General features: G+C 54.6%; 26 protein-coding genes and 1 pseudogene. 16 read left to right on the forward strand and 11 right to left on the reverse strand.

Annotation, left to right across the window (positions count from 1 at the left end):
- The first annotated feature begins 1 nt into the window (after position 1).
- From OYT1_RS05250 to OYT1_RS05270, 5 genes are read left to right on the forward strand one after another with little or no spacing between them, the layout of a single operon-like run.
- Positions 2-496 (forward strand): OmpA family protein, encoded by a 495-nt coding sequence (locus tag OYT1_RS05250; protein WP_062627639.1) that lies wholly within the window; start codon positions 2-4, stop codon positions 494-496.
- Between the two features lie 8 nt (positions 497-504).
- Complete coding sequence (ybgF, locus tag OYT1_RS05255; protein ID WP_062627638.1) at positions 505-1,248, forward strand: tol-pal system protein YbgF; 744 nt, start codon at positions 505-507, stop codon at positions 1,246-1,248.
- A gap of 11 nt (positions 1,249-1,259) precedes the next feature.
- Entirely contained in the window at positions 1,260-1,919 is a 660-nt protein-coding gene (gene queE, locus OYT1_RS05260) for a 7-carboxy-7-deazaguanine synthase QueE (RefSeq protein WP_062627637.1), read from the forward strand.
- Positions 1,916-2,596, forward strand: coding sequence for a 7-cyano-7-deazaguanine synthase QueC (gene queC / locus OYT1_RS05265; protein ID WP_062627636.1), 681 nt, complete (start codon positions 1,916-1,918; stop codon positions 2,594-2,596). The genes queE and queC overlap by 4 nt, the downstream gene beginning before the upstream one ends.
- 9 nt (positions 2,597-2,605) lie before the next feature.
- Positions 2,606-3,940: a TAXI family TRAP transporter solute-binding subunit gene (locus OYT1_RS05270; protein WP_062627635.1), complete on the forward strand. Its 1,335-nt coding sequence runs from the start codon at positions 2,606-2,608 to the stop codon at positions 3,938-3,940.
- A 593-nt stretch (positions 3,941-4,533) separates the two neighbouring features.
- Here OYT1_RS05270 and OYT1_RS05280 read toward each other — a convergent pair.
- Positions 4,534-6,165, reverse strand: a complete 1,632-nt coding sequence (locus OYT1_RS05280; protein ID WP_062627633.1) for an alpha-D-glucose phosphate-specific phosphoglucomutase — start codon at positions 6,163-6,165, stop codon at positions 4,534-4,536.
- A 158-nt stretch (positions 6,166-6,323) separates the two neighbouring features.
- On the opposite strand from OYT1_RS05280, the gene OYT1_RS05285 reads away from it, so the two are divergent.
- The 10 genes from OYT1_RS05285 (at position 6,324) to nifM (ending at position 13,793) form a co-directional block, all read left to right on the forward strand.
- Entirely contained in the window at positions 6,324-6,785 is a 462-nt protein-coding gene (locus tag OYT1_RS05285) for a hypothetical protein (protein WP_062627632.1), read from the forward strand.
- Between the two features lie 341 nt (positions 6,786-7,126).
- Complete coding sequence (locus OYT1_RS05290) at positions 7,127-7,450, forward strand: HesB/IscA family protein (protein WP_062627631.1); 324 nt, start codon at positions 7,127-7,129, stop codon at positions 7,448-7,450.
- A gap of 10 nt (positions 7,451-7,460) precedes the next feature.
- The gene (gene nifU, locus OYT1_RS05295) at positions 7,461-8,351 is read left to right on the forward strand and encodes a Fe-S cluster assembly protein NifU (protein ID WP_062627630.1); all 891 of its coding nucleotides are present in this window, start codon (positions 7,461-7,463) and stop codon (positions 8,349-8,351) included.
- A 91-nt stretch (positions 8,352-8,442) separates the two neighbouring features.
- The gene (gene nifS / locus OYT1_RS05300) at positions 8,443-9,651 is read left to right on the forward strand and encodes a cysteine desulfurase NifS (protein ID WP_062627629.1); all 1,209 of its coding nucleotides are present in this window, start codon (positions 8,443-8,445) and stop codon (positions 9,649-9,651) included.
- Positions 9,652-9,660: 9 nt separating this feature from the next.
- Entirely contained in the window at positions 9,661-10,806 is a 1,146-nt protein-coding gene (nifV, locus tag OYT1_RS05305) for a homocitrate synthase (RefSeq protein WP_062627628.1), read from the forward strand.
- A 40-nt stretch (positions 10,807-10,846) separates the two neighbouring features.
- Entirely contained in the window at positions 10,847-11,629 is a 783-nt protein-coding gene (gene cysE / locus OYT1_RS05310) for a serine O-acetyltransferase (RefSeq protein ID WP_062627651.1), read from the forward strand.
- Positions 11,630-11,631: 2 nt separating this feature from the next.
- Positions 11,632-12,165: a hypothetical protein gene (locus OYT1_RS05315; protein WP_062627627.1), complete on the forward strand. Its 534-nt coding sequence runs from the start codon at positions 11,632-11,634 to the stop codon at positions 12,163-12,165.
- Positions 12,153-12,488 (forward strand): nitrogenase-stabilizing/protective protein NifW, encoded by a 336-nt coding sequence (nifW, locus tag OYT1_RS05320; protein WP_062627626.1) that lies wholly within the window; start codon positions 12,153-12,155, stop codon positions 12,486-12,488. The genes OYT1_RS05315 and nifW overlap by 13 nt, the downstream gene beginning before the upstream one ends.
- Complete coding sequence (locus tag OYT1_RS05325; protein WP_062627625.1) at positions 12,478-12,936, forward strand: nitrogen fixation protein NifZ; 459 nt, start codon at positions 12,478-12,480, stop codon at positions 12,934-12,936. Before nifW ends, OYT1_RS05325 begins: the two co-directional genes overlap by 11 nt.
- Positions 12,936-13,793 carry a nitrogen fixation protein NifM gene (gene nifM, locus OYT1_RS05330; RefSeq protein WP_062627624.1) on the forward strand — a complete coding sequence of 286 codons (858 nt, stop codon included), beginning with the start codon at positions 12,936-12,938 and terminating at the stop codon, positions 13,791-13,793. Before OYT1_RS05325 ends, nifM begins: the two co-directional genes overlap by 1 nt.
- 14 nt (positions 13,794-13,807) lie before the next feature.
- On the opposite strand, the gene OYT1_RS05335 is transcribed toward nifM, so the two are convergent.
- The 5 genes from OYT1_RS05335 to OYT1_RS05355 all read right to left on the reverse strand — a co-directional run bounded on the left by OYT1_RS05335 (position 13,808) and on the right by OYT1_RS05355 (position 16,334).
- Positions 13,808-14,455, reverse strand: coding sequence for an HD-GYP domain-containing protein (locus OYT1_RS05335; protein WP_062627623.1), 648 nt, complete (start codon positions 14,453-14,455; stop codon positions 13,808-13,810).
- A gap of 199 nt (positions 14,456-14,654) precedes the next feature.
- Complete coding sequence (locus OYT1_RS05340; RefSeq protein WP_062627622.1) at positions 14,655-14,942, reverse strand: hypothetical protein; 288 nt, start codon at positions 14,940-14,942, stop codon at positions 14,655-14,657.
- A gap of 83 nt (positions 14,943-15,025) precedes the next feature.
- Entirely contained in the window at positions 15,026-15,562 is a 537-nt protein-coding gene (locus tag OYT1_RS05345; protein WP_197714109.1) for a hypothetical protein, read from the reverse strand.
- Positions 15,543-15,989: a DUF4085 family protein gene (locus OYT1_RS05350; RefSeq protein WP_062627620.1), complete on the reverse strand. Its 447-nt coding sequence runs from the start codon at positions 15,987-15,989 to the stop codon at positions 15,543-15,545. Before OYT1_RS05350 ends, OYT1_RS05345 begins: the two co-directional genes overlap by 20 nt.
- 105 nt (positions 15,990-16,094) lie before the next feature.
- Positions 16,095-16,334 (reverse strand): hypothetical protein, encoded by a 240-nt coding sequence (locus OYT1_RS05355; RefSeq protein WP_062627650.1) that lies wholly within the window; start codon positions 16,332-16,334, stop codon positions 16,095-16,097.
- 129 nt (positions 16,335-16,463) lie between these two features.
- On the opposite strand from OYT1_RS05355, the pseudogene OYT1_RS05360 reads away from it, so the two are divergent.
- Positions 16,464-16,706, forward strand: a pseudogene (locus OYT1_RS05360) (IS110 family transposase); the annotation flags it as partial.
- A 56-nt stretch (positions 16,707-16,762) separates the two neighbouring features.
- Here the strand turns inward: OYT1_RS05360 and OYT1_RS13635 are convergent.
- From OYT1_RS13635 to OYT1_RS05380, 5 genes are all read right to left on the reverse strand, one after another.
- Entirely contained in the window at positions 16,763-17,191 is a 429-nt protein-coding gene (locus OYT1_RS13635; RefSeq protein WP_062627619.1) for a hypothetical protein, read from the reverse strand.
- Positions 17,192-17,260: 69 nt separating this feature from the next.
- Positions 17,261-17,761, reverse strand: coding sequence for a hypothetical protein (locus OYT1_RS05365; protein WP_062627618.1), 501 nt, complete (start codon positions 17,759-17,761; stop codon positions 17,261-17,263).
- A gap of 89 nt (positions 17,762-17,850) precedes the next feature.
- The gene (locus OYT1_RS05370; RefSeq protein ID WP_062627617.1) at positions 17,851-18,195 is read right to left on the reverse strand and encodes a hypothetical protein; all 345 of its coding nucleotides are present in this window, start codon (positions 18,193-18,195) and stop codon (positions 17,851-17,853) included.
- Positions 18,189-18,611: a hypothetical protein gene (locus OYT1_RS05375; RefSeq protein ID WP_062627616.1), complete on the reverse strand. Its 423-nt coding sequence runs from the start codon at positions 18,609-18,611 to the stop codon at positions 18,189-18,191. The genes OYT1_RS05370 and OYT1_RS05375 overlap by 7 nt, the downstream gene beginning before the upstream one ends.
- Before the next feature lie 65 nt (positions 18,612-18,676).
- The gene (locus OYT1_RS05380) at positions 18,677-19,081 is read right to left on the reverse strand and encodes a hypothetical protein (RefSeq protein WP_062627615.1); all 405 of its coding nucleotides are present in this window, start codon (positions 19,079-19,081) and stop codon (positions 18,677-18,679) included.
- Between the last annotated feature and the right edge of the window lie 48 nt (positions 19,082-19,129).

Below are 19,129 nucleotides of genomic sequence, written 5' to 3' on the forward strand. Positions count from 1 at the left end.
GATGAAAAAGATTGCATTGAGTGGATTGTTGCTTAGTTTATTGACGGCATGTGCCAGCCAGCCGAAGCCTGTGGCTCCAGTGGAGAAGGCGCCAGTTGCAGATGCAACTACAGTCAAAGTGGGCACAGCCGAAATCGATCCTTTGGATGACCCTAAGACAGGCTTGACCTATCGCAGCCTTTATTACGCACTCGACGTGGATGTGATTCAAGACGCAGATAAGCCCTTGGTTGCCGCCCATGCCAAGTACTTGGGTTCGCACCCGGCGCGTACTGTGCGACTTGAGGGTAATGCCGACGAGCGTGGTAGCAATGAATACAACTTGGCTCTGGCTCAGCGTCGTGCCGATGGTGTGAAGAAGCTGCTGTTGCTGGGTGGTGCCAAGGAGGGGCAATTGACATCGGTAAGCTACGGTGAAGAAAAGCCACGTAATACGAGCCATGATGAAGATGGCTGGGCAGAGAATCGCCGTACTGATCTGAATTACGCAAAGTAATACGCCTTATGAATTTGCGTGCCTTGTTGCTGATGGGTTGCTGCACATTCGCCTTGCAGGCGAATGCCGGTATTCTTTCCGATGACGAGGCACGTAAAGGCGTTCAGGCTCTGAACGAACGCGTCCAGAAGCTAGAGGATGCGCAGAAAGAACAGACTAGGTCGCTGCTCGACCTACAAGGCCAAATTGAGGCACTCAACATCGAACTGAGGAAGATGCGAGGTCAAAACGAAGAACTCGTTCACAATCTCCAAGATGCCGAGAAGCGGCAAAAAGATTTCTATATCGACTTGGATAGCCGTCTGAGACGATTTGAAGTTGATCCAGCGCAATCCTCTTCTCCAGTGGCTTCTGCGACTGGTGTAACAGATGACCCATTGCAAGAGAATCGTGCCTTCGAGACCGCATTCAGCTTACATCGCGCCAAGAGCTATCAGGCTGCTATCAATGCGTTCCAAGAGTTCCAGCGTAAATATCCCAACTCCGTGCAGTTGCCCAATGTATATTTCCTGATGGGAGATTCATTCATGAGTCTCAAGGATTATCCGAGTGCGGCGATGACGTTCCAGACTTTCTTGGACGTTGCACCAAAGCAACCTAAGGCACCTGAAGCGCTATTGCTCATTGCGACAGCTCAGCAAGAAATGAAGCAACCTCTGCTTGTAAAGAAGACGCTGAAGAAGCTTGTTGTCCAATATCCAGATAGCGAAGCCGCTGCCAAGGCCAAGGAACGTCTGGCCACACTCAAGTAAGGAGAGGACGAATGTCCGAACCTGATACTCGCGCATCACTGCGCATCACCGAGATTTTCTATTCATTGCAAGGCGAAACCAGTCGTGTCGGTTTGCCGACCGTATTCGTGCGGCTTACCGGCTGTCCCTTGCGCTGTACTTATTGCGATACCGCTTATGCTTTTACTGGTGGGCGATCCATGCTGTTGACCGAGACCCTTGCTGAAGTAGCGCAACATGGAGCGCGCTATGTCACCGTCACGGGCGGCGAGCCGCTGGCACAGAAGAACTGTCTGCCTCTGCTTCAAGCCTTATGCGATGCGGGTTACCAGGTTTCGCTAGAAACGAGCGGCGCGCTAGATGTGAGTGGCGTTGATGCACGTGTGGCCAAGGTCTTGGACATCAAGACACCGGCGTCCGGTGAGTCGGATAAGAATCTCTGGGGTAATCTGATCTCTTTGAATCCGCAAGATGAGATCAAATTCGTGTTGTGTGACGAGATCGATTATCTTTGGGCAAAACAAGTGCTGGACGAACATGCCTTGGCTTCCCGCTGCGAGGTGCTGTTTTCACCCGCTCAAGGCCAGCTTGACCCGACCGTGCTGGCAGATTGGATCTTGCGCGACCACTTGCCGGTACGTCTACAAGTACAACTGCACAAGCTGCTTTGGGGCAATCAGCAAGGCAAATGAGAAAAGCACTCGTACTCCTCTCTGGTGGACTGGATTCTGCAACCGTGCTCGCCATCGCGCGCGCTCAAGGTTTTAGTTGTTATGCACTCAGTGTGGACTATGGTCAGCGTCACCATGCTGAATTGGCAGCAGCACAGCGTGTAGCGCAAACACTGGGGGCAAGTGAGCATCGCATCATCCACATTGATCTGACCAGTTTTGGCGGTTCGGCATTGACCGATGACACGATTGCCGTGCCCGAGCATCCGAGTGCGGGTATTCCGCTGACTTATGTGCCTGCGCGCAACACCATCATGCTGTCGCTGGCGCTGGCTTGGGCCGAGGTGCTCGGCTCGCAGGATATATTCGTAGGCGTGAATGCAGTGGACTATTCCGGCTATCCGGACTGCCGTCCCGAGTACATCAAGGCCTTCGAGGACATGGCCAACCTAGCCACCAAGGCCGCCGTGGAGGGGCATCGGCTGACCGTTCATGCTCCGCTTATTGCGCTTTCCAAGGCCGAGATCATTCAGCAGGGCATCGCCTTGGGCGTTGATTACGGCACGACAGTTTCCTGTTATCAGGCGGACGAACAAGGCAGGGCCTGTGGGGTTTGCGACTCTTGCCGCTTGCGCGCCGCTGGTTTTCAGCAGGCTGGCGTGGCCGATGCCACCCGCTATTGCAGCAAATCACAGTAGTGCCTGAACATGGACAAGCCGACCGAGCAGGAATCCACCAGCGATAATGGTTGGCTGTCACTGGAGCTCCTCAAGGCTGTCACGCCGGTGCTGTTGCTGACCCTATTGGTGCTGGTGGTCGGCTACAAATTCATCGATCCCGCTCCGCCCAAGAAAATAGTCATCTCCGTTAGTCAATCGGAAGGCAACTATCAGGCCTTCGCCTATCTCTATGCCGAGCTGTTGAAGCGCGAAGGCGTCACGTTGGAGATACACCAGTCACAAAGCGAGGCGGAAAGTCTGAAACTGTTGCACGAGCCGAAGTCTGGCGTGGATCTAGCGCTCATCCAAGGTGGTGTGGCCTCGTCCGAGCCGACCGTGGGACTGGTGTCGCTGGGCAGTTTGTATTACCAGCCAGCCTGGGTTTTCTGCCGCTGCGCTAAGCCTGTGCGTCATCTCACAGAGTTGAAGGGTAAGCGCATCGCCATCGGTACCTACGGTACGGGTGCGCGCGTGGTGGCCGATGCCGTGATGGCTGCCAGCGGGCTGGACGATACGAACAGCACCTTGCTCGTGCTGGGTGATGACGAAGCGGCACAGGAGCTGCAACAAGGTCGAGTGGATGCGGCCTTCTTCCTCGACGTGCCGCACTCTCCACTGATCCAAAGTCTGGCAATGGACAAGCACCTGCGCCTGCTCGACTTCACCGAGGCTGAAGCCTACACCCGCCAGCTTTCCTTCTTGCACCACTTGAAAGTGCCGGACGGTGGCCTGAGTCTTGCTGCCAACTTGCCAGACAACGAGGTGAATCTGCTTGCCCCAACCGTGATGCTGGTTGCGCGTGACTCGTTTCATCCCGCGCTGGTGTATCTAGTGCTCAAGACTATTTCTCAGGTCCACGGTGGGGGAGGGCTGTTCAATGCTCCTCACGAGTTCCCCTCCGCCCAAGGCACTGATTTTGCACTCAGTGAGCAGGCGGCCTATTTTTACAAATCCGGCCTGCCGTTCCTAGATAAGTACCTTCCATTCTGGGCGGCTACGTTCGTCAACCGGATGTTGATCCTGTTGTTGCCTCTGCTGGCGGTGATTTACCCACTGAGCAAAGTCGTGCCGTCGATCTATGTGTGGCTGGTGAAATCCAAGATTTACAAGCTCTACGGCGAACTGCGCTATCTAGAGACCCAGATTCGCCTCAACAGCAAGCCGGACGCTCCCTCCCGCCACCTAGCCGACCTCAAAGCCATCGAGGATCGGGTCAACCAGCTCAAACTCCCCAACGCCTTCGCTATGCACCTGTACGAATTGCGGGCGCACATCGCCATGGTGCGGGGGCAGATTCAATTACGTGAGAGCAAGCTGCTGTAGCTTGCTGGTCACTATCTGTTTGTTCAGCGCGAGGAAGGGTAGGCTGGGGTGAACTTGCGAACCCCAGCAGGGCAATTTGTTTCGGGGGAAATGCTGGGGTTCGTACCGCACCCCAGCCTACCGAGCTTTTGGATTTACTTAGTAGGCTTGTCTAGGAGCGTCCTAGGCGGTACATAGCCAGACAACTCATGGCACGGGCGTACATCCTTCATCTCGGAAATGAGCTCGGGTAGCTTATCGTGGGCATCACTTTCTTTGGATTCTACGATTTCTCTCAATTTCGAAATGGCACGCTCTACAGTCACCATCTGGGGCTTTTTGCAATTGGTGTGACCACACTCGATGCACCTGTATTCGTCAATCCGACGCAGAGCATCAATTGGTTTTAGGCTCGAATCCATTCTATCCTCCGTGCTTGCAAGTGTAGGGACTTCGTTCGGCGTATCAGGTCGCAGATAGTACTGCAGATAGTGTGGCTATTCCATGCATTTTGCACCAGCACATAAAATGCGTGCGCTGATGGCTGACTGGTTCAGGGGGATAGTCTGAACGGCGTGGGCAACGCTGTGCTTCTCCCACGCCGTATAACGAAATCAGGTAATCACGGTAGGCTGCTCACGTCCGGTTCTGGTCTTCAGTTCCGACAGTTGCAGCGCAATCCCGATCAGCTCTTTCAACGCTTCCTGCGCGTCCAGTCCGTGGCGGGAGACGTCGGCTTCATAGGCTTCGAGGTACACACGCAAGGTCGCGCCTTCGGTGCCGGTGCCGGAGAGACGGAAGATGATGCGGGAGCCGTCGGCGAACAGGATGCGGATGCCTTGCTTGGTGCTGACGCTGCCGTCCACTGGATCGGTGTAGCTGAAGTCGTCGCAGGTGGCGACGGTGTAGTTGCCGAACGCCTTGCCAGTAAGCGTGGCAAAACTATCGCGCAGATGGCTCATCACACCATTGGCGGCCTCGGTGGGCAGTCCTTCGTAGTCGTAACGCGAATAGAAGTTGCGTCCGTACTTGGCCCAATGTTCACGCACGATGGCTTCGACGGATTGCTTGCGGGCGGCGAGGATGTTCAGCCAGAACAACACGGCCCACAGACCATCTTTTTCGCGCACATGGCTGGAGCCAGTGCCGAAGCTCTCTTCGCCACACAGGGTGACGCGGCCAGCATCCATCAGATTGCCGAAGAATTTCCAGCCCGTTGGCGTTTCGAAGCAGGGGATATTCAGTGCCGCTGCTACGCGGTCAGCCGCTGCGCTGGTAGGCATGGAGCGAGCCACGCCAGCTAGACCATTCTTGTAGCCGGGAATCAGCGTGGCATTCGCGGCAAGCAGGGCAAGGCTGTCCGATGGGGTGACGAAGAAATGATTGCCCAGAATCATGTTGCGATCACCGTCGCCATCGGAGGCGGCCCCGAAATCGGGCGCACCGTCGCCATACATGATCTCGACCAAGTCATGAGCGTAGGTCAGGTTCGGATCGGGGTGACCGCCACCGAAGTCTTCCAGTGGCACGCCATTCATCACGCTGCCCGCCACCGCACCCAAACGTCCTTCTAGAATAGCTTGGGCGTAGGGGCCGTTGACGGCGTGCATGGCATCGAACTTGATACGGAAGCCACTGGCGAGCAGCGCACGGATGGCGGGGAAATCGAATAGCGACTCCATCAACTCAGCATAATCGTTGACTGGGTCGATCACTTCAACTTGCATCGTTCCCAGAGTCGAACTGCCCAAGGTGTCGAGCGCAACGTCTGCCGCATCGAAGGTTTTATAGCTGCTGATGGTTTTGCTCTTGGCGAAGATCGCCTCGGTCACAGTTTCGGTGGCCGGGCCGCCGTTGCTGCTGTTGTACTTGATGCCGAAATCGCCGTCTGGGCCGCCGGGGTTGTGGCTGGCTGAAAGGATGATGCCGCCGAAGGTCGCATATTTTCGGATCACACAGGAGGCGGCTGGCGTAGAGAGAATGCCGCCGCGTCCCACCAACACTTTTCCAAAGCCATTGGCAGCGGCCATCTTCAAAATGATCTGGATCGCCTCGCGGTTGTAGTAACGCCCGTCACCGCCCACGACCAAAGTCGCTCCGGTCGGGGCAGAGATGCTGTCGAAGATGCTTTGTACGAAATTCTCTAGATAGTTTGGAACTTGGAAAGCTGGGACTCGTTTGCGCAGACCGGAAGTGCCGGGTTTTTGATCGGTGAAAGGCTGGGTGGAAACGGTGCGGATACTCACGAAGCTGCTCCTAGCTGATAGTCGAATCGGCATCATATCACTGCCTAATCAGCTCGTGAGTTATGCGAGGTCAATATCATTCAGTGACTTTACGCACAGACGCTCCCGCGCTTTGCCCGTATCTTGCAGCTCCTTATAACACCCTTTGGAGATTCACCATGTTTAATAGCCGTATCGGATTGATTGCAGTCATTTTGTGGGTGGCAACTGCCGGTGTGTTTTCCTGGTTTTTTGTGCACGGCAATACCGAAGTCGGTAGCGATGGCCGTAATGCCATCGTATTGGAAGCAGGTGAGCGGAGTCTGATCTTGGGGGAGATGCGTAGCCTATTGGTTGCGACTCAAGGTGTGGTTCAAGGCATACAGCAGAATGACATGAAACACGTGGCGCAGTCTGCTCGTGCTGTCGGCATGGCATCGGCAGTGGATGTGAATCCAGCCTTGATGGCGAAGCTGCCGTTGGAGTTCAAGTCGTTGGGCATGAGCGTTCACCACGATATGGATGACCTAGCGGCCGCAGCGGAAAGCGGCAAGCCTGCCCCTGAGCTGCTGGGGATGCTATCGACTACGATGTCCAAATGCGTCGCGTGTCACTCAGCCTGGCAGCTAAAAGCCAACTGATCCTCCGCTGATTGATGACTTCATCACGAAGAACATGAGAGCGAGTTTTGGCGGCGAGCTAAGGCGCAAGCTGAAGCTCGCTAGCCGTGCAAAGCGCCGTGCTTTGTAAAGTATCACCTCCAATATCACCTCAGCTGAAAATCAGAAAGCTCATCCGCGCTGAGGTTGACATCCATCTTGTTGCAAACCCTACAACGACCAGTATGCGTCGAGTTCCATACACGTGGGTTGGGCAATTTCAAAGTTATCATATCAATATAATCATATAGCTGCGTCAATCATGTAAGTTGGCACAGTGCTTGCGATGAATCAGACACACACCACTGATTAGGAGCTTAAACATGATTAACCTGACCCCCAACGCAATCTCTGCGGTTGAAAAATTCATCAAAGGTTCGGATGTTCCCGTTGCTGGGCTGCGCATCGCCATCTCAGGTGGTGGCTGTTCTGGTTTTCAGTATGGAATGTCGCTGGAGCAAGCCAAGAATGAAGATGACACCATCTTGGAATACGGCGCTGTGACTTTGCTAGTCGATCCTTTGTCAGCTCCGCTGCTGGAAGGTGTGACAGTTGATTTCGTCGATAGTCTGAGTGGCAGCGGCTTCAAATTTGAAAACCCGAATGCCAGCTCCAGCTGCGCGTGCGGTTCCTCTTTCTCAGCCTAAGGATAACGCCATGTGGGATTACTCGGACAAAGTTAAAGAGCACTTTTTTGAGCCGCGCAACGCAGGCCCGCTGGAAGATGCCAATGGCGTCGGCGATGTTGGCTCGATCTCCTGCGGCGATGCGCTGCGCCTGATGCTTAAGGTCGAACCTGAGACCGACATCATCCTCGACGCACATTTCCAGACTTTTGGCTGCGGCTCGGCGATCGCCTCCAGCTCCGCGCTGACCGAGATGATCAAGGGCAAGACGCTGGACGAGGCGCTCAAAGTCTCCAATCAGGATATCGCCGACTACCTCGACGGCTTGCCGCCGGAAAAGATGCACTGCTCGGTGATGGGACGCGAGGCGCTGCAAGCGGCCGTGGCCAACTATCGTGGCGAAGTGTGGAGCGACGATCACGAAGAAGGCGCACTGGTGTGCAAATGCTTTGCCATCGACGCCGTGTTGATCGAAGACACTATCCGCGCCAACAACCTCAGTTCGGTGCAAGACGTGACCAACTATACCAAGGCGGGCGGTGGCTGTTCGTCGTGTCACGAAGGCATCGAAGAAATCCTAGTCAAGGTGATGAGTGAACGCGGCGAAGCATTCAAGCCAGGAACCCCGGCTAAAGAAGAGGCCGCACCTGTCGGTATGACCAACCTGCAGCGCATCAAGAAGATCGAAGCCGTGCTGGAATCCGTGCGTCCGCAACTGAAGCGCGACGGCGGCGACATCGAACTGCTGGATGTGGACGGCAAGACCATCTACGTAAGCATGACCGGTGCGTGTGCGGGCTGCCAGATGGAGGCACTGACGCTGCAAGGCATTCAGCAGAAATTGATGGAAGAGCTGAAAGAATTCATCAAGATCGTGCCGACCAAGGCCGGTGCATTGAGCCGCGCTGCTTGCCAACCTTAAACAAGTAATGAGTGCAGAGTATCGAGTAAAGAGCCCTCGGCCTAGCACTCAGAACTCGGTACTCAGCACTCAGAACTGAAAGGAATTGAGAATGGAAGGCATCTATTTCGACAACAACGCCACCACTCGCGTAGATGAGAAGGTGGTGGAGGCAATGCTGCCTTATTTCACCGAGCAGTTCGGCAACCCCTCGTCCATGCACAGCTTTGGTAACAAGGTGGGCCTTGCGATCAAAAAGGCGCGGATGCAAGTTCAGGAGTTGCTAGGTGCAGAGCATGACTCTGAAATCATCTTCACCTCCTGCGGCACCGAGTCGGATTCCACCGCGATTCTCTCCGCCTTGAAGGCGCAGCCCGAGCGAAAAGAGATCATCACAACGACCGTCGAGCATCCCGCCATTCTGACCTTGTGCGCGTACCTTGAAAAAGAAGGTTACAAAGTGCACTACCTCAAAGTGGACGGTAAAGGTCGCCTCGACTTGGACGAGTACAAGAAATTGCTGACCGATCAGGTGGCTGTGGTGTCGGTGATGTGGGCGAACAACGAGACCGGCACCTTTTTTCCGGTGGTTGAGATGGCCGAGCTAGCCAATGCGGCCGGAGCGATGTTCCACACCGACGCGGTGCAGGCCGTGGGCAAAGTGCCGCTGAATCTGAAAGACACCAAGATCGACATGCTGTCGGTGTCTGGTCATAAGTTGCACGCGCCCAAAGGTATCGGCGTGTTGTATCTCAAACGAGGCGTGCGCTTCCGTCCCTTGCTGCGAGGCGGGCACCAGGAGCGTGGCCGCCGTGCGGGTACCGAGAACACCACCTCCATCGTTGGTTTGGGCAAAGCGGCTGAGATGGCGCTGGAAGCGATGGCTTTCGAAAACACCGAAGTGGCACGTCTGCGCGACAAGCTGGAGGCGGGCATTCTGGCGAAAGTGCCAAGTTCTTTCGTCACCGGCAACCCCGATGATCGGTTGCCTAACACCAGCAACATCGCCTTTGAATACATCGAAGGCGAGGCCATCTTGCTGCTGCTCAACAAATTCGGCATCGCTGCGTCGAGCGGATCGGCATGTACTTCCGGCTCGCTCGAACCTAGCCACGTGATGCGTGCGATGGGTATTCCTTATACCGCCGCCCACGGCACGGTGCGCTTCTCGCTGTCGCGTTACAGCACCGAGGCCGAGGTGGATCGTGTGATCGCGGTCGTGCCTGAGATCATCGCTCAGTTGCGCAAGCTGTCGCCGTACTGGGATGGCGATAAGCCTAAGGCTGAGCCGGACAAGGCGTTCGCGCCGACTTACGCCTAGGTCAACATCATGTTCCGCTCCATCATCATCGATGACACCACCCTGCGCGACGGCGAACAGACCGCTGGGGTGGCGTTCACGCTAGAGGAGAAGCTGGACATCGCGCGCCAACTCGATGCGCTGGGCGTACCGGAGCTGGAAGTCGGCATCCCGGCGATGGGAGAAGCGGAGCGCGACAGCATCAATGCCGTCGCCTCTCTTGATCTGAATGCCAAGCTGGTTGCTTGGTGTCGCATGTGCAAGCCGGACATCCTCGCTGCAGAGTTGGTCGATGTACATCTGCTCGACCTGTCGATCCCGGTGTCCGATATCCACCTGAAGAAAAAGCTGGGGCGCGACCGCGACTGGGTGCTGGAGACGATCTTCGACCTCGTGCCGTTCGCCAGCGAACAGGGCATGGGCATCATCCTAGGTTGCGAGGACGCATCGCGGGCCGATCCCGAGTTCCTGTTGCGCGTGGCTGAAGCGGCGCAGGCGGCGGGTGCTCAGCGCATCCGTATCGCCGACACGCTGGGCGTGATGGAGCCGTTCGGCGTACACAAGCTCATTTCATCGCTACGCAGCGCAGTGGACATCGAGATCGAGATGCACGCGCATGACGACCTCGGGTTGGCCACCGCCAATAGTCTGGCCGCTGCGCTAGCGGGAGCGACGCACATCAACACCACGGTCAACGGGCTGGGCGAACGTGCAGGCAATGCGCCGCTGGAAGAGGTCGCCTTGGGGTTGAAAAAACTCTATAGCATGGACACTGGCATCGATCTGACCCACTTTCCGGCGCTGTCGCAAGCGGTCGCTGCCGCTTCCGGTCGCCCAGTGCATTGGCAAAAAAGTCTGGTCGGTGAGGGCGTGTTCACCCATGAAGCAGGATTACATGTCGATGGTCTGCTCAAAGACCCCGACACGTATCAAGGCTTCGATCCCAGCGAAGTCGGGCGCAGCCGTAAATTGGTGGTGGGCAAGCATTCTGGAACCCACGGTGTGATCGCCGCCTACGCCTGCATGGGACTGAATCTGAGTCAGGCCGAAGCCCGCGCGCTGCTGCCTGACATTCGTAGTTTTGCCGAACGTGCCAAGCGTTCACCGGCGGATCAGGAACTGCTGTTCATGTATCAGCGCTACATCGGGCGCAGTGCGCCAGGTGCGGTGCACTAAGGTGAGCAACATGGAAAAAACCATTCCCTTGGTCGCACAGATGGAGGCCGAAGTCCCTAGCAGCCACTTCGCTGCATCGGCATTAAGGATCAGTCTATTCACTCTGCTACGCGAAGATGTCAGCTGCGTGTTTCAGCGTGACCCCGCTGCACGTTCGCGCTTCGAGGTGCTGACCACCTATCCGGGGGTTCACGCCATCTTGTTGCAACGCATCGCGCATCGGCTATGGCGATCTGGGCTGCGTTATCCCGCGCGGCTGCTAGGTTGGTTCGCACGGCTGCTCACCAACATCGACATCCATCCGGGGGCGACCATCGGTCGGCGTTTCTTCATCGATCACGGCGCTGGCGTGGTGATCGGCGAGACCGCCGAGATCGGCGACGATGTGACGCTGTACCACGGCGTGACGTTAGGCGGCACCACTTGGAACAAAGGTAAACGTCATCCGACCTTGTGCGACGGCGTGGTGGTGGGCGCGGGAGCAAAGATATTGGGTGCGATCACCTTGGGCGAGAATGTTCGAGTCGGTGCGAATTCCGTAGTCGTGAAGGACGTGCCCGCCGAGCGCACCGTGGTCGGCATTCCCGCCAAGATTGTGTTACGCACCGAAGAGGCCAGTGCTGACAACATTTACGGCATCAACCTCGACCATCACCTGATCCCCGACCCGGTCGGGCGTGCCATCGCCTGCCTGATGGAGCGCATCGAAGTGCTGGAAGGTCAGCTGCGTAAACACGGTGACGCGGTGGATGGTCAATGTCGGACGTGTGAGGCGGACGATCTTTGTGGTACGGAAGTAGCACGTAAACTCAGGAAAGAATGACGATGGACCTGCTCGATTTTGAACAAGCCGAACTGTATTTCGATGAGCCGCTGGCACCCGAGATCAGCGACCTGATCGTCTTAGCAGCTGCGAATTACGGAAGCGAAAAAGCCGAAAGCATGTTGCTTAGAGCCAGCTTCCTCGCCCCAAGACACCTCACGGTATTGGTTGCCTTATATCGCTACTACTTCTACCAGCATCGTCTAGAGGATGCTTTGTTGGTGGCAGAAAGCACGTTGGCGGTGGCTGGCGAGCGGCTCGAATTTCCAGACACGTGGGCGTATCTGTGCGAGGCCAATGTGGGTGCAGGCGTGATGCGTTCGATGGGAATGGTGCGCTTCTACTTGATGGTGCTCAAAGCCACGGGATACATCCACTTGCGCTTGGGAAACCTAGCTACTGGCCAAGCGATGCTGGAAAAACTGGTGGAGCTGGACAGCCACGACCGCATCGGTGGGAAAGCCTTGCTAGAGGTGGTGTATCAATCAACGGTCAATGATGAAACTAAGGAAAGGGGTAGGAAATGGACGAACTGACACTGGATGAGGCGCTAGAAGAGTTGGTATCTGCCGAGGATTTTCTCGATTATTTCGGCATTGAATACGACCCTTCGGTGGTGCAAGTGAATCGCCTGCATATCTTGCAGCGCTATCACAATTACATCGCCAAATCGGTGTTGCCCGAGCTGGAGTCGGCGCGCCGTCTGGTCTATATCACGACGCTACAACAGGCCTATCAGGACTTTGTGATTTCGGATGCCCTGACCGAAAAGGTGTTCAAAGTGTTCCACATGCATGAGCCGCAAACAAAGTTCGTGCCTCTGAGTTCGATCACGTTGAACAAGCAAGATGCTGCCTAAATACGAATTTGGCGACGAAGTGCGCATCGTTCGCAACGTGCGCAACGACGGCACCTATCCCGGTATGCCACCGGGACAGCTGCTGGTACGGCGCGGCTCGACCGGTTTCGTGATGAACGTTGGCACCTTCCTGCAAGACCAGTTGATCTACACCGTCAACTTCCTCGAACTTCAGCGCATCGTGGGGTGTCGAGAGGAAGAGCTGATCAGTATCAACGAACTGTGGGTGCCCAGTAAATTCGAGAGCCGCGAGAAAGTGCGCAGCCGGATTACCTTAGCCGTACGAGGTGAGGTACGCGTAACTCCCGGCGCTGAAGGTGAGATTTTGAAAGTGCTGCGCGACGAAGTCCTCGGCGTACAGTATCAAGTCATCTTTCGAGATCAGGTGTTGCAAGTACCCGAGTCAGCGTTAGAGGCGACCCAAGTTTATGAGGATAAGGAGCCGTGATGTCACAACTCACTGAACCTGCTGTCGCCTATCTGGCATTCAAGGCAGCACAAAAGCTATACGGCAAGGATATTTCAGCATTGCCACCCAGCGAATTTGAGCGAGTGCAGAGCATGGCAAAGAATCAGCATGAGCTGGAAGCACGCGTGCTGACCGCCCCCGAAGCACGAGATGCGATGGTGCCACCTTCTACGCTGGATGCCGCGATGCAGGAAATACGCGGACGCTATCAGAGCGATGAAGAATTCGACAGTGATCTTGCACGCAATGGTCTGGACGAAGCCAGTTTTGCCGCCGCGTTGGAGCGAGAGCTGCGAGTCGAAGCCATTCTGGAAAAAGTAGCGACCGAGTCGAGTAAAGTCACGGATACGGATGTCGAGTTGTACTACCTGTATCACCCCAACCAATTCAGGCGACCAGAGACTCGGTTCGCGCGCCACATCCTGATCACCATCAACGAAACTATCGCCGAGAATACCCGGGTGACAGCCCGTCTGCGTATCGAAGCCATCGCCATGCGCTTGGCCAAAGAACCGCAACGCTTCGAGGAGCAAGCCCTCAAACATTCAGAATGCCCGACCGCGCTGGATGGCGGAAAACTGGGCGACCTACCACGCGGCAAACTATTCCCTGTGTTGGATAGCGCCTTATTTGAGATGCAAGCAGGGGAGGTGAGCGGCGTGTTGGAATCGGAACTCGGTTTCCACATCCTGAGTTGCGACGCAATCACCGAAGCCAATGTATTAACGATCAACGAAGCCCGCCCACATATCCGCAGCGTGCTAGAGAAAAAACGAAAACGGGCTTTTCAGCAGGAGTGGCTTAAAAATCTGAGAGTAGCGAAAACAGCTGGCTGACCCTTCTGCGAAGGCTAATCCTCCAAGGGTGGACAGTCAGTATTGAGTGATTGGTTGGATTTTGTCGCTCTAAATTCGCTTGATTCAATCACCTTGCAAAAGATATGCATGAGGTCTGGATCAAGCTTTTCCCCAGCTTCTTCATGCAAGATCGCCATGATTTCTTCGTGGGTTCGCGCCTGATGGTATGACCTTGTCACCGCCATTGCGTCGTAGCTGTCGGCGATGGAGATGATCCGGGAACAGATCGGAATGTTTTCGCCTGCAAGCTTGTCTGGATAGCCCATGCCGTTGTAATGCTCGTGGTGGTGACGAATCAATATCGCAGCCTGTTGCGAGCCTTCGAGCTCTGTGGAGAGCATGATTCTTTCTCCGATTTCGGAGTGCTGTTTCATGATTGCCCATTCAGCGGTATCAAATCGAGCAGGCTTCAACAGGATGTAGTCAGGTATTCCGATCTTGCCGATGTCGTGGAACGAAGAGGCAATGTTGAGAACATTCATTTCATTATTCGTCAGACCACAATGCTCTCCAATCTTCTTGGAAAGGCCATGCACACGTTCGGAATGAAGTCGCGTTAAAAGATCCCGGTAACCCAAAGCAACAGACAGGGCTTTGGTGTACTTGAGCAGGGAATTGAAAATCTGATCGTCTAGTTCCATGAGATATCCTCAGTGAATCTATCGTACCGGAGAATGAGTCTTGAGCTAGTCGCGCAATGCCGCATTCATTTTCGAGGCGATTATCATACACCTCTCGCACTTTATTGCTTGCAGGCCGAAACAGATAACACACAGGGAAATGAGGTTGAACGACGAGTTGGGTCGAGGTGACACTCAACATCTCTGGTCAAGAAATTTCCTAGTCAATGGCAAGGGAACACTTCTCGATCTCTCCAGCGCGGTCGATATGTTTGAGCGCGTTTTCTATGACCTCTTCAGTCAATTGATCAGCAACAACGATCATATATGGCGAAGCGTAATGAATCTTGATCTGCGTTCCATCTATCCAGTCGCCACAGGCCGCTAATGCTTTTGGAGTCATAAAATAGCACCAGCGGCGGGTTCCATTCTCAAGCTCCAAGATTACCTCAATACCGCCCGAGTCTTGGGAAGACAAATCATCGTCAATGGTGAAGGTGGAAAGCATCGAGATCAAGGCTCCGGTTTTTTCATTTCGTGGAGAGCTAACCGGCGTACGTTAGCGCGTCCGTGTTGATTAAAGGGTTAGGCTTATGCATCGAATTCAAGGCAGTGCAAGCCACACCGCTTTGCAAGGGAAATGACGGGTTCTGCTCGTTCTCGAGAGTTGAAGAAGCAAACGTTCGTGTCATCCCATGAGGCCACGAAAATGCAGTCATATTCTGGAAGTAGAACAAATTGCGTGGACGATTTACGAGGATCGGAGCGACATTGGCTAAGGAAGCCAGATTTGTCGAGATACTTCTTGATCACCAACTTCGATTTGCGCGGCCACCGACCGCGCCACCTTACGGTGAACACCTCAGTAGAATCAAACAACGCTTCCCAATGCCCAAGAAACTTCCGATCTCGTTCAGCACGCTCAGGTCCTGCGTAGCAGTCCATCAAATGCCACTCGCTTTCATCATGCAGCCAATGGTCAAAAACCGATATAGCAAAGCCTCCCATCGAATGGGGCTCTTTTTCATGCACAGCTTGAAGCTCAGGGAACTGGCGTCTCAGCGTATCTTGAGCCGCTTGCCCCAGAGATTGGAGCATTTTCATGTGGTTATGCCGGAATTTTTTCATGCGTGAACTCGAAGTCACGGAAGACAATTCTAAACTCGGCGGTTGACACGAACAGCATCCGCACCTCAATGCCTCCATTCACCTTCTCGATTTCCCAATAGCCAAGCGCCCCAAGTTCCTTCTTCACACATTCCTGCCTTGGGAATTGCTGTTCAAACTCTGATACGTCTCTAAATTCGAGCTTGTAGCGGACCGGATCGTAAAACTCCAGATCCATTCCGCTCAGCTCCAAGAAAAGCGTCCCTTCGGGGAAGTTGGAGTGGATTCGCTTCACTTCGGAATCGTGAAGGGTATAGGCAGAGTGGAGGCTCACAAGTGCGGGTGGCAATGCCGACTGAATCGACGAGATATATGCCTCGTACTTGTCAAAGAGAGGCTGAGCCTCTTCACAGCCATTTTCCCACCATTCAGTCGTAAAGTATTTCACTGTACCTCCAAGGTAGAACGTAAAGCTAACCGGCGCTGAGCGGTTTTATTGCGCAGCGTTCAAGGCATGAAAGGCGCGAAGTTGAGCGCCGAGTTAAGCCGCAGACTAGAGTTCATCGCGCAACCGCTCCCGCGCCTCACGCAACAACTCTGGATAGCCTTCATCAAACGGCATGGCTAGGTGCTTTTCAAAAACGCAGCAGAGGTTCCAGAGTGCCCGTTCTTCAGCTTGATCCTCGATGCCCAATTTATCCGTGTTGCTAAATCGTTGAAGAAACTCGAACAAAACAATAGCTTCGTCGGAAGTGATCGTAAATTGGACATCAGGTTGATCTTCGGGCGCCATTTGCTTGTTGCCTAACGAATGAAAGGGACTTCCCCGTCCCGAAGGAGCGGTGAAGTTACCGCGAACGACATCAAAAGTGCCAAGATGGAAATGGACGTTTTCATCTAAACCGAACAGGAGGGGAAAGTCATGAGCATTATCACGATAGGGATTGATCTTGCCAAGAATGTTTTTGCAGTTCATGGCGTGAATGAGGCTGGACGAGCCGAGTTGATCAAGCCGAAGGTTTCGCGAGATCAGTTGTTGCCACTGATTGCCCAGTTGCCGCCGTGCGTGATCGGCATGGAAGCCTGCACGGGCGCACATCACTGGGCGCGGCAGTTCCGGCAGTTTGGTCACACCGTGCGGCTGATCGCGCCGAAATTCGTCACGTCAACTGGAGGTGGAAAACCGTGGTCTGTCCCCGCTTATCTAGGCTGCATGCGAGTTCAGTGCGGACGGTTGATAAGTTCGCGGCTGACGAACAGAGCTTTCCCGTGGCTGAAGGAACCGTCCGCCAGTGACCAGAATGGCATCTGCGTATAGAAGACCAGCGAGATGGCCGCCAAGGAAGGAAACTTTTCAAAGCTGCGCCGCGCGGCTTCTCTTGCCTTCTGCACGTCTTCCTCGGTCCTGAAGCCATAGAGTGCAAGGACGACCACGTTTCCTGTGGCTGCGTGGTGAGCGTATGACCTTCCACCTTCTACTGGCTTTTCCAAGGAAAGTTCCGGTAGCCCGCCAAGCTCCATTGCAAAGTATCCGGCGACCGAATCAGCGAGTTGCTTATTTTGGGAAGTCGGCTCATCTAAGAGAGACCACCCCACGAGACTTAAGAACGCCGCTGCCACGGCGAGCTTAGCAAGCGAAAGTGGTTTCATGCGGATCAACGTGGAAATGAGCGGCCTGCGCGGCTTTTCGCGCAGGCCGCTCGATTGATAGGTTAGCCATCACTTCGCCAACTCCACTTTCACTGTGTCAGATACAGTGGCGGTAAGCGAGTGTAAAAACACAGCCTTGATTCCCTTCCATTCTTCAGCAAAGACTGGCTCGCCGCGAACAAGCACCCAGGCGGGGGACTTCAGAGATTTGACGATCTTTTCCTCGACTTCAGAAACCGAGAGCGTGGGTAGATGCAGCGTAATGACGAAGTGCCCTGTTGGCTCAGCCTTCAGCAGTAGCGGCTCGACCAACGGTAGCTGAGGTGCTACCTCGAAGAGATGTTGTTCACAGAACCATTCGAGCGTTGTTGCACCATCCGCCCGTTGGCGGACTGAAACATCTTCTACCTTCCCAACCCACATAACAATCTGACCATTGACTATTGGCCCCTCGGAAACATGACGCGCGGTAACTAAATAGTCGTCGCTTGGCACCGAGAACTCGCTCAGGTCTTTTGCGCTGGCCACGGTAGTAACCAGAACCATAAGAAATGGAAGCAGGCGCGTCATGATGATGGCTAACGAATTAAGGGGCGCGCCGAAGGCGCGACCCGCTTGAATGACAGGTTAGGGTTATAGACACCCAGCGCGTCTTTCGCTTAGTCATCGTGCCCCACAAACGGCGGGTAGTCTGGATGGTTCTCTCCCTGTCGGATGAACGCGCGATCTGCTGGTTGTTCCGGCTGGGAACTACTAGCCAGCACGAAGTGAACTACCGCCGCGCCAAGTATTGGAATGAGCCAGATGAGCGCAAACTGAGATAGTTTTTGAACTCGGCTGTACTCCACGGCTTTAGCAAGCCTAAATGTAATCCACACTTGATATGCACCGACCAACAGCAGGACAGATGCAGCAATGAAGAATGGGAAATTCATGAACACCTTATCGTAGAGTTGAGGGGCGGCGCGCTTTTGCGCCGTCCCTCTCGAACGGCGGGTTAGCACGCATTTTTCTGCTCCTTGGCGAAACGTTCACTGAGAGATGAAAAATAAGCAATCGCCAACACAGCGCCCCAAATGGTAGCTGACAATTCAGTTAATGCGTTAGCCCACCCTGAGGCCAGGGTAATACCAAAAAATGGGTAAATCACATAAATCAAAACTGTAGAGTAGAGGGATAGCATGCGTGCCCACCTCTTGAAAAAAAGCAGTCCAAAAGCGCTTACTAAAGCCATGAGCAGGAGAGTTACCAAGAGGGCAAGCCACAGAGGATTTTCGGATATGGCGGGTGTTTGTACGTTTTCATATGCCTGCGTCAGTGAACTAGGGATCAAGTTTGGGATAATGGCATCAACCGCTGCTGATGCAATATCGAGCAGAACAGAGAAAATTATTAAACTGCGAAAAGTTGTCGGTGACATATTTTGCTAACGTTGGACATGAGGGGCCGCCGATAGGCGGTCCCTCTCGATGGAAGGGTTGGGCGTCATGAGGACCGCCTTTCTTGAACCTTTGCAAACAGCTCGCCGAGCGTAAGGTTTTCGCTCCAAACGCTTGAGAACTGCAACCCGTACTTTGCTTCGATGTCTTTGGCGAGGGTTTCCACCTCAAGCGCATCCGGTGTCCAGCGGCTTGGATATAGCGTCCGGTAAACTGACAGAATTTTGTCGTCGGGACTGAACTTCAGCTTTTCTTTGTTCGGGAACGCGAATGCTTCGGCAAAGAGCGCCAAGAACTCGCGAATCTCAGCCTTTGGTGCAGTGGGGAAGGCACTGCGCCACCCTCGACCTTGGCACGCTCGATCACCGAATTGTCCAGGTAAGCGGCCCATCGAGGCACAACCCAATAGAACGGCTATTGCGAGCAGAAACATGATGGTTAAGGTGGACATGATTTATGGCGCCCAACGTGCTAGCTGAGGGGCCGCCGGAGCGGCGAA

The organism is Ferriphaselus amnicola (assembly GCF_000974685.2).
In the GTDB taxonomy this organism is placed as follows: Bacteria; Pseudomonadota; Gammaproteobacteria; order Burkholderiales; family Gallionellaceae; genus Ferriphaselus; species Ferriphaselus amnicola.

Coding starts and splice junctions, on each gene's coding strand:
- OYT1_RS05335 (WP_062627623.1), bottom strand. CDS start 14,455: ATGGAACTAGACGATCAGATTTTCAATTCCCTGCTCAAGTACACCAAA.
- ybgF (WP_062627638.1), top strand. CDS start 505: ATGAATTTGCGTGCCTTGTTGCTGATGGGTTGCTGCACATTCGCCTTG.
- nifM (WP_062627624.1), top strand. CDS start 12,936: ATGTCACAACTCACTGAACCTGCTGTCGCCTATCTGGCATTCAAGGCA.
- OYT1_RS05375 (WP_062627616.1), bottom strand. CDS start 18,611: ATGTCACCGACAACTTTTCGCAGTTTAATAATTTTCTCTGTTCTGCTC.
- OYT1_RS05345 (WP_197714109.1), bottom strand. CDS start 15,562: ATGAAAAAATTCCGGCATAACCACATGAAAATGCTCCAATCTCTGGGG.
- nifW (WP_062627626.1), top strand. CDS start 12,153: ATGGACGAACTGACACTGGATGAGGCGCTAGAAGAGTTGGTATCTGCC.
- OYT1_RS05290 (WP_062627631.1), top strand. CDS start 7,127: ATGATTAACCTGACCCCCAACGCAATCTCTGCGGTTGAAAAATTCATC.
- queC (WP_062627636.1), top strand. CDS start 1,916: ATGAGAAAAGCACTCGTACTCCTCTCTGGTGGACTGGATTCTGCAACC.
- OYT1_RS05315 (WP_062627627.1), top strand. CDS start 11,632: ATGGACCTGCTCGATTTTGAACAAGCCGAACTGTATTTCGATGAGCCG.
- queE (WP_062627637.1), top strand. CDS start 1,260: ATGTCCGAACCTGATACTCGCGCATCACTGCGCATCACCGAGATTTTC.
- nifS (WP_062627629.1), top strand. CDS start 8,443: ATGGAAGGCATCTATTTCGACAACAACGCCACCACTCGCGTAGATGAG.
- OYT1_RS05250 (WP_062627639.1), top strand. CDS start 2: ATGAAAAAGATTGCATTGAGTGGATTGTTGCTTAGTTTATTGACGGCA.
- OYT1_RS05355 (WP_062627650.1), bottom strand. CDS start 16,334: ATGGCGCCCGAAGATCAACCTGATGTCCAATTTACGATCACTTCCGAC.
- nifV (WP_062627628.1), top strand. CDS start 9,661: ATGTTCCGCTCCATCATCATCGATGACACCACCCTGCGCGACGGCGAA.
- OYT1_RS05365 (WP_062627618.1), bottom strand. CDS start 17,761: ATGACGCGCCTGCTTCCATTTCTTATGGTTCTGGTTACTACCGTGGCC.
- OYT1_RS05285 (WP_062627632.1), top strand. CDS start 6,324: ATGTTTAATAGCCGTATCGGATTGATTGCAGTCATTTTGTGGGTGGCA.
- nifU (WP_062627630.1), top strand. CDS start 7,461: ATGTGGGATTACTCGGACAAAGTTAAAGAGCACTTTTTTGAGCCGCGC.
- OYT1_RS13635 (WP_062627619.1), bottom strand. CDS start 17,191: ATGAAACCACTTTCGCTTGCTAAGCTCGCCGTGGCAGCGGCGTTCTTA.
- OYT1_RS05340 (WP_062627622.1), bottom strand. CDS start 14,942: ATGCTTTCCACCTTCACCATTGACGATGATTTGTCTTCCCAAGACTCG.
- OYT1_RS05325 (WP_062627625.1), top strand. CDS start 12,478: ATGCTGCCTAAATACGAATTTGGCGACGAAGTGCGCATCGTTCGCAAC.
- OYT1_RS05270 (WP_062627635.1), top strand. CDS start 2,606: ATGGACAAGCCGACCGAGCAGGAATCCACCAGCGATAATGGTTGGCTG.
- cysE (WP_062627651.1), top strand. CDS start 10,847: ATGGAGGCCGAAGTCCCTAGCAGCCACTTCGCTGCATCGGCATTAAGG.
- OYT1_RS05380 (WP_062627615.1), bottom strand. CDS start 19,081: ATGTCCACCTTAACCATCATGTTTCTGCTCGCAATAGCCGTTCTATTG.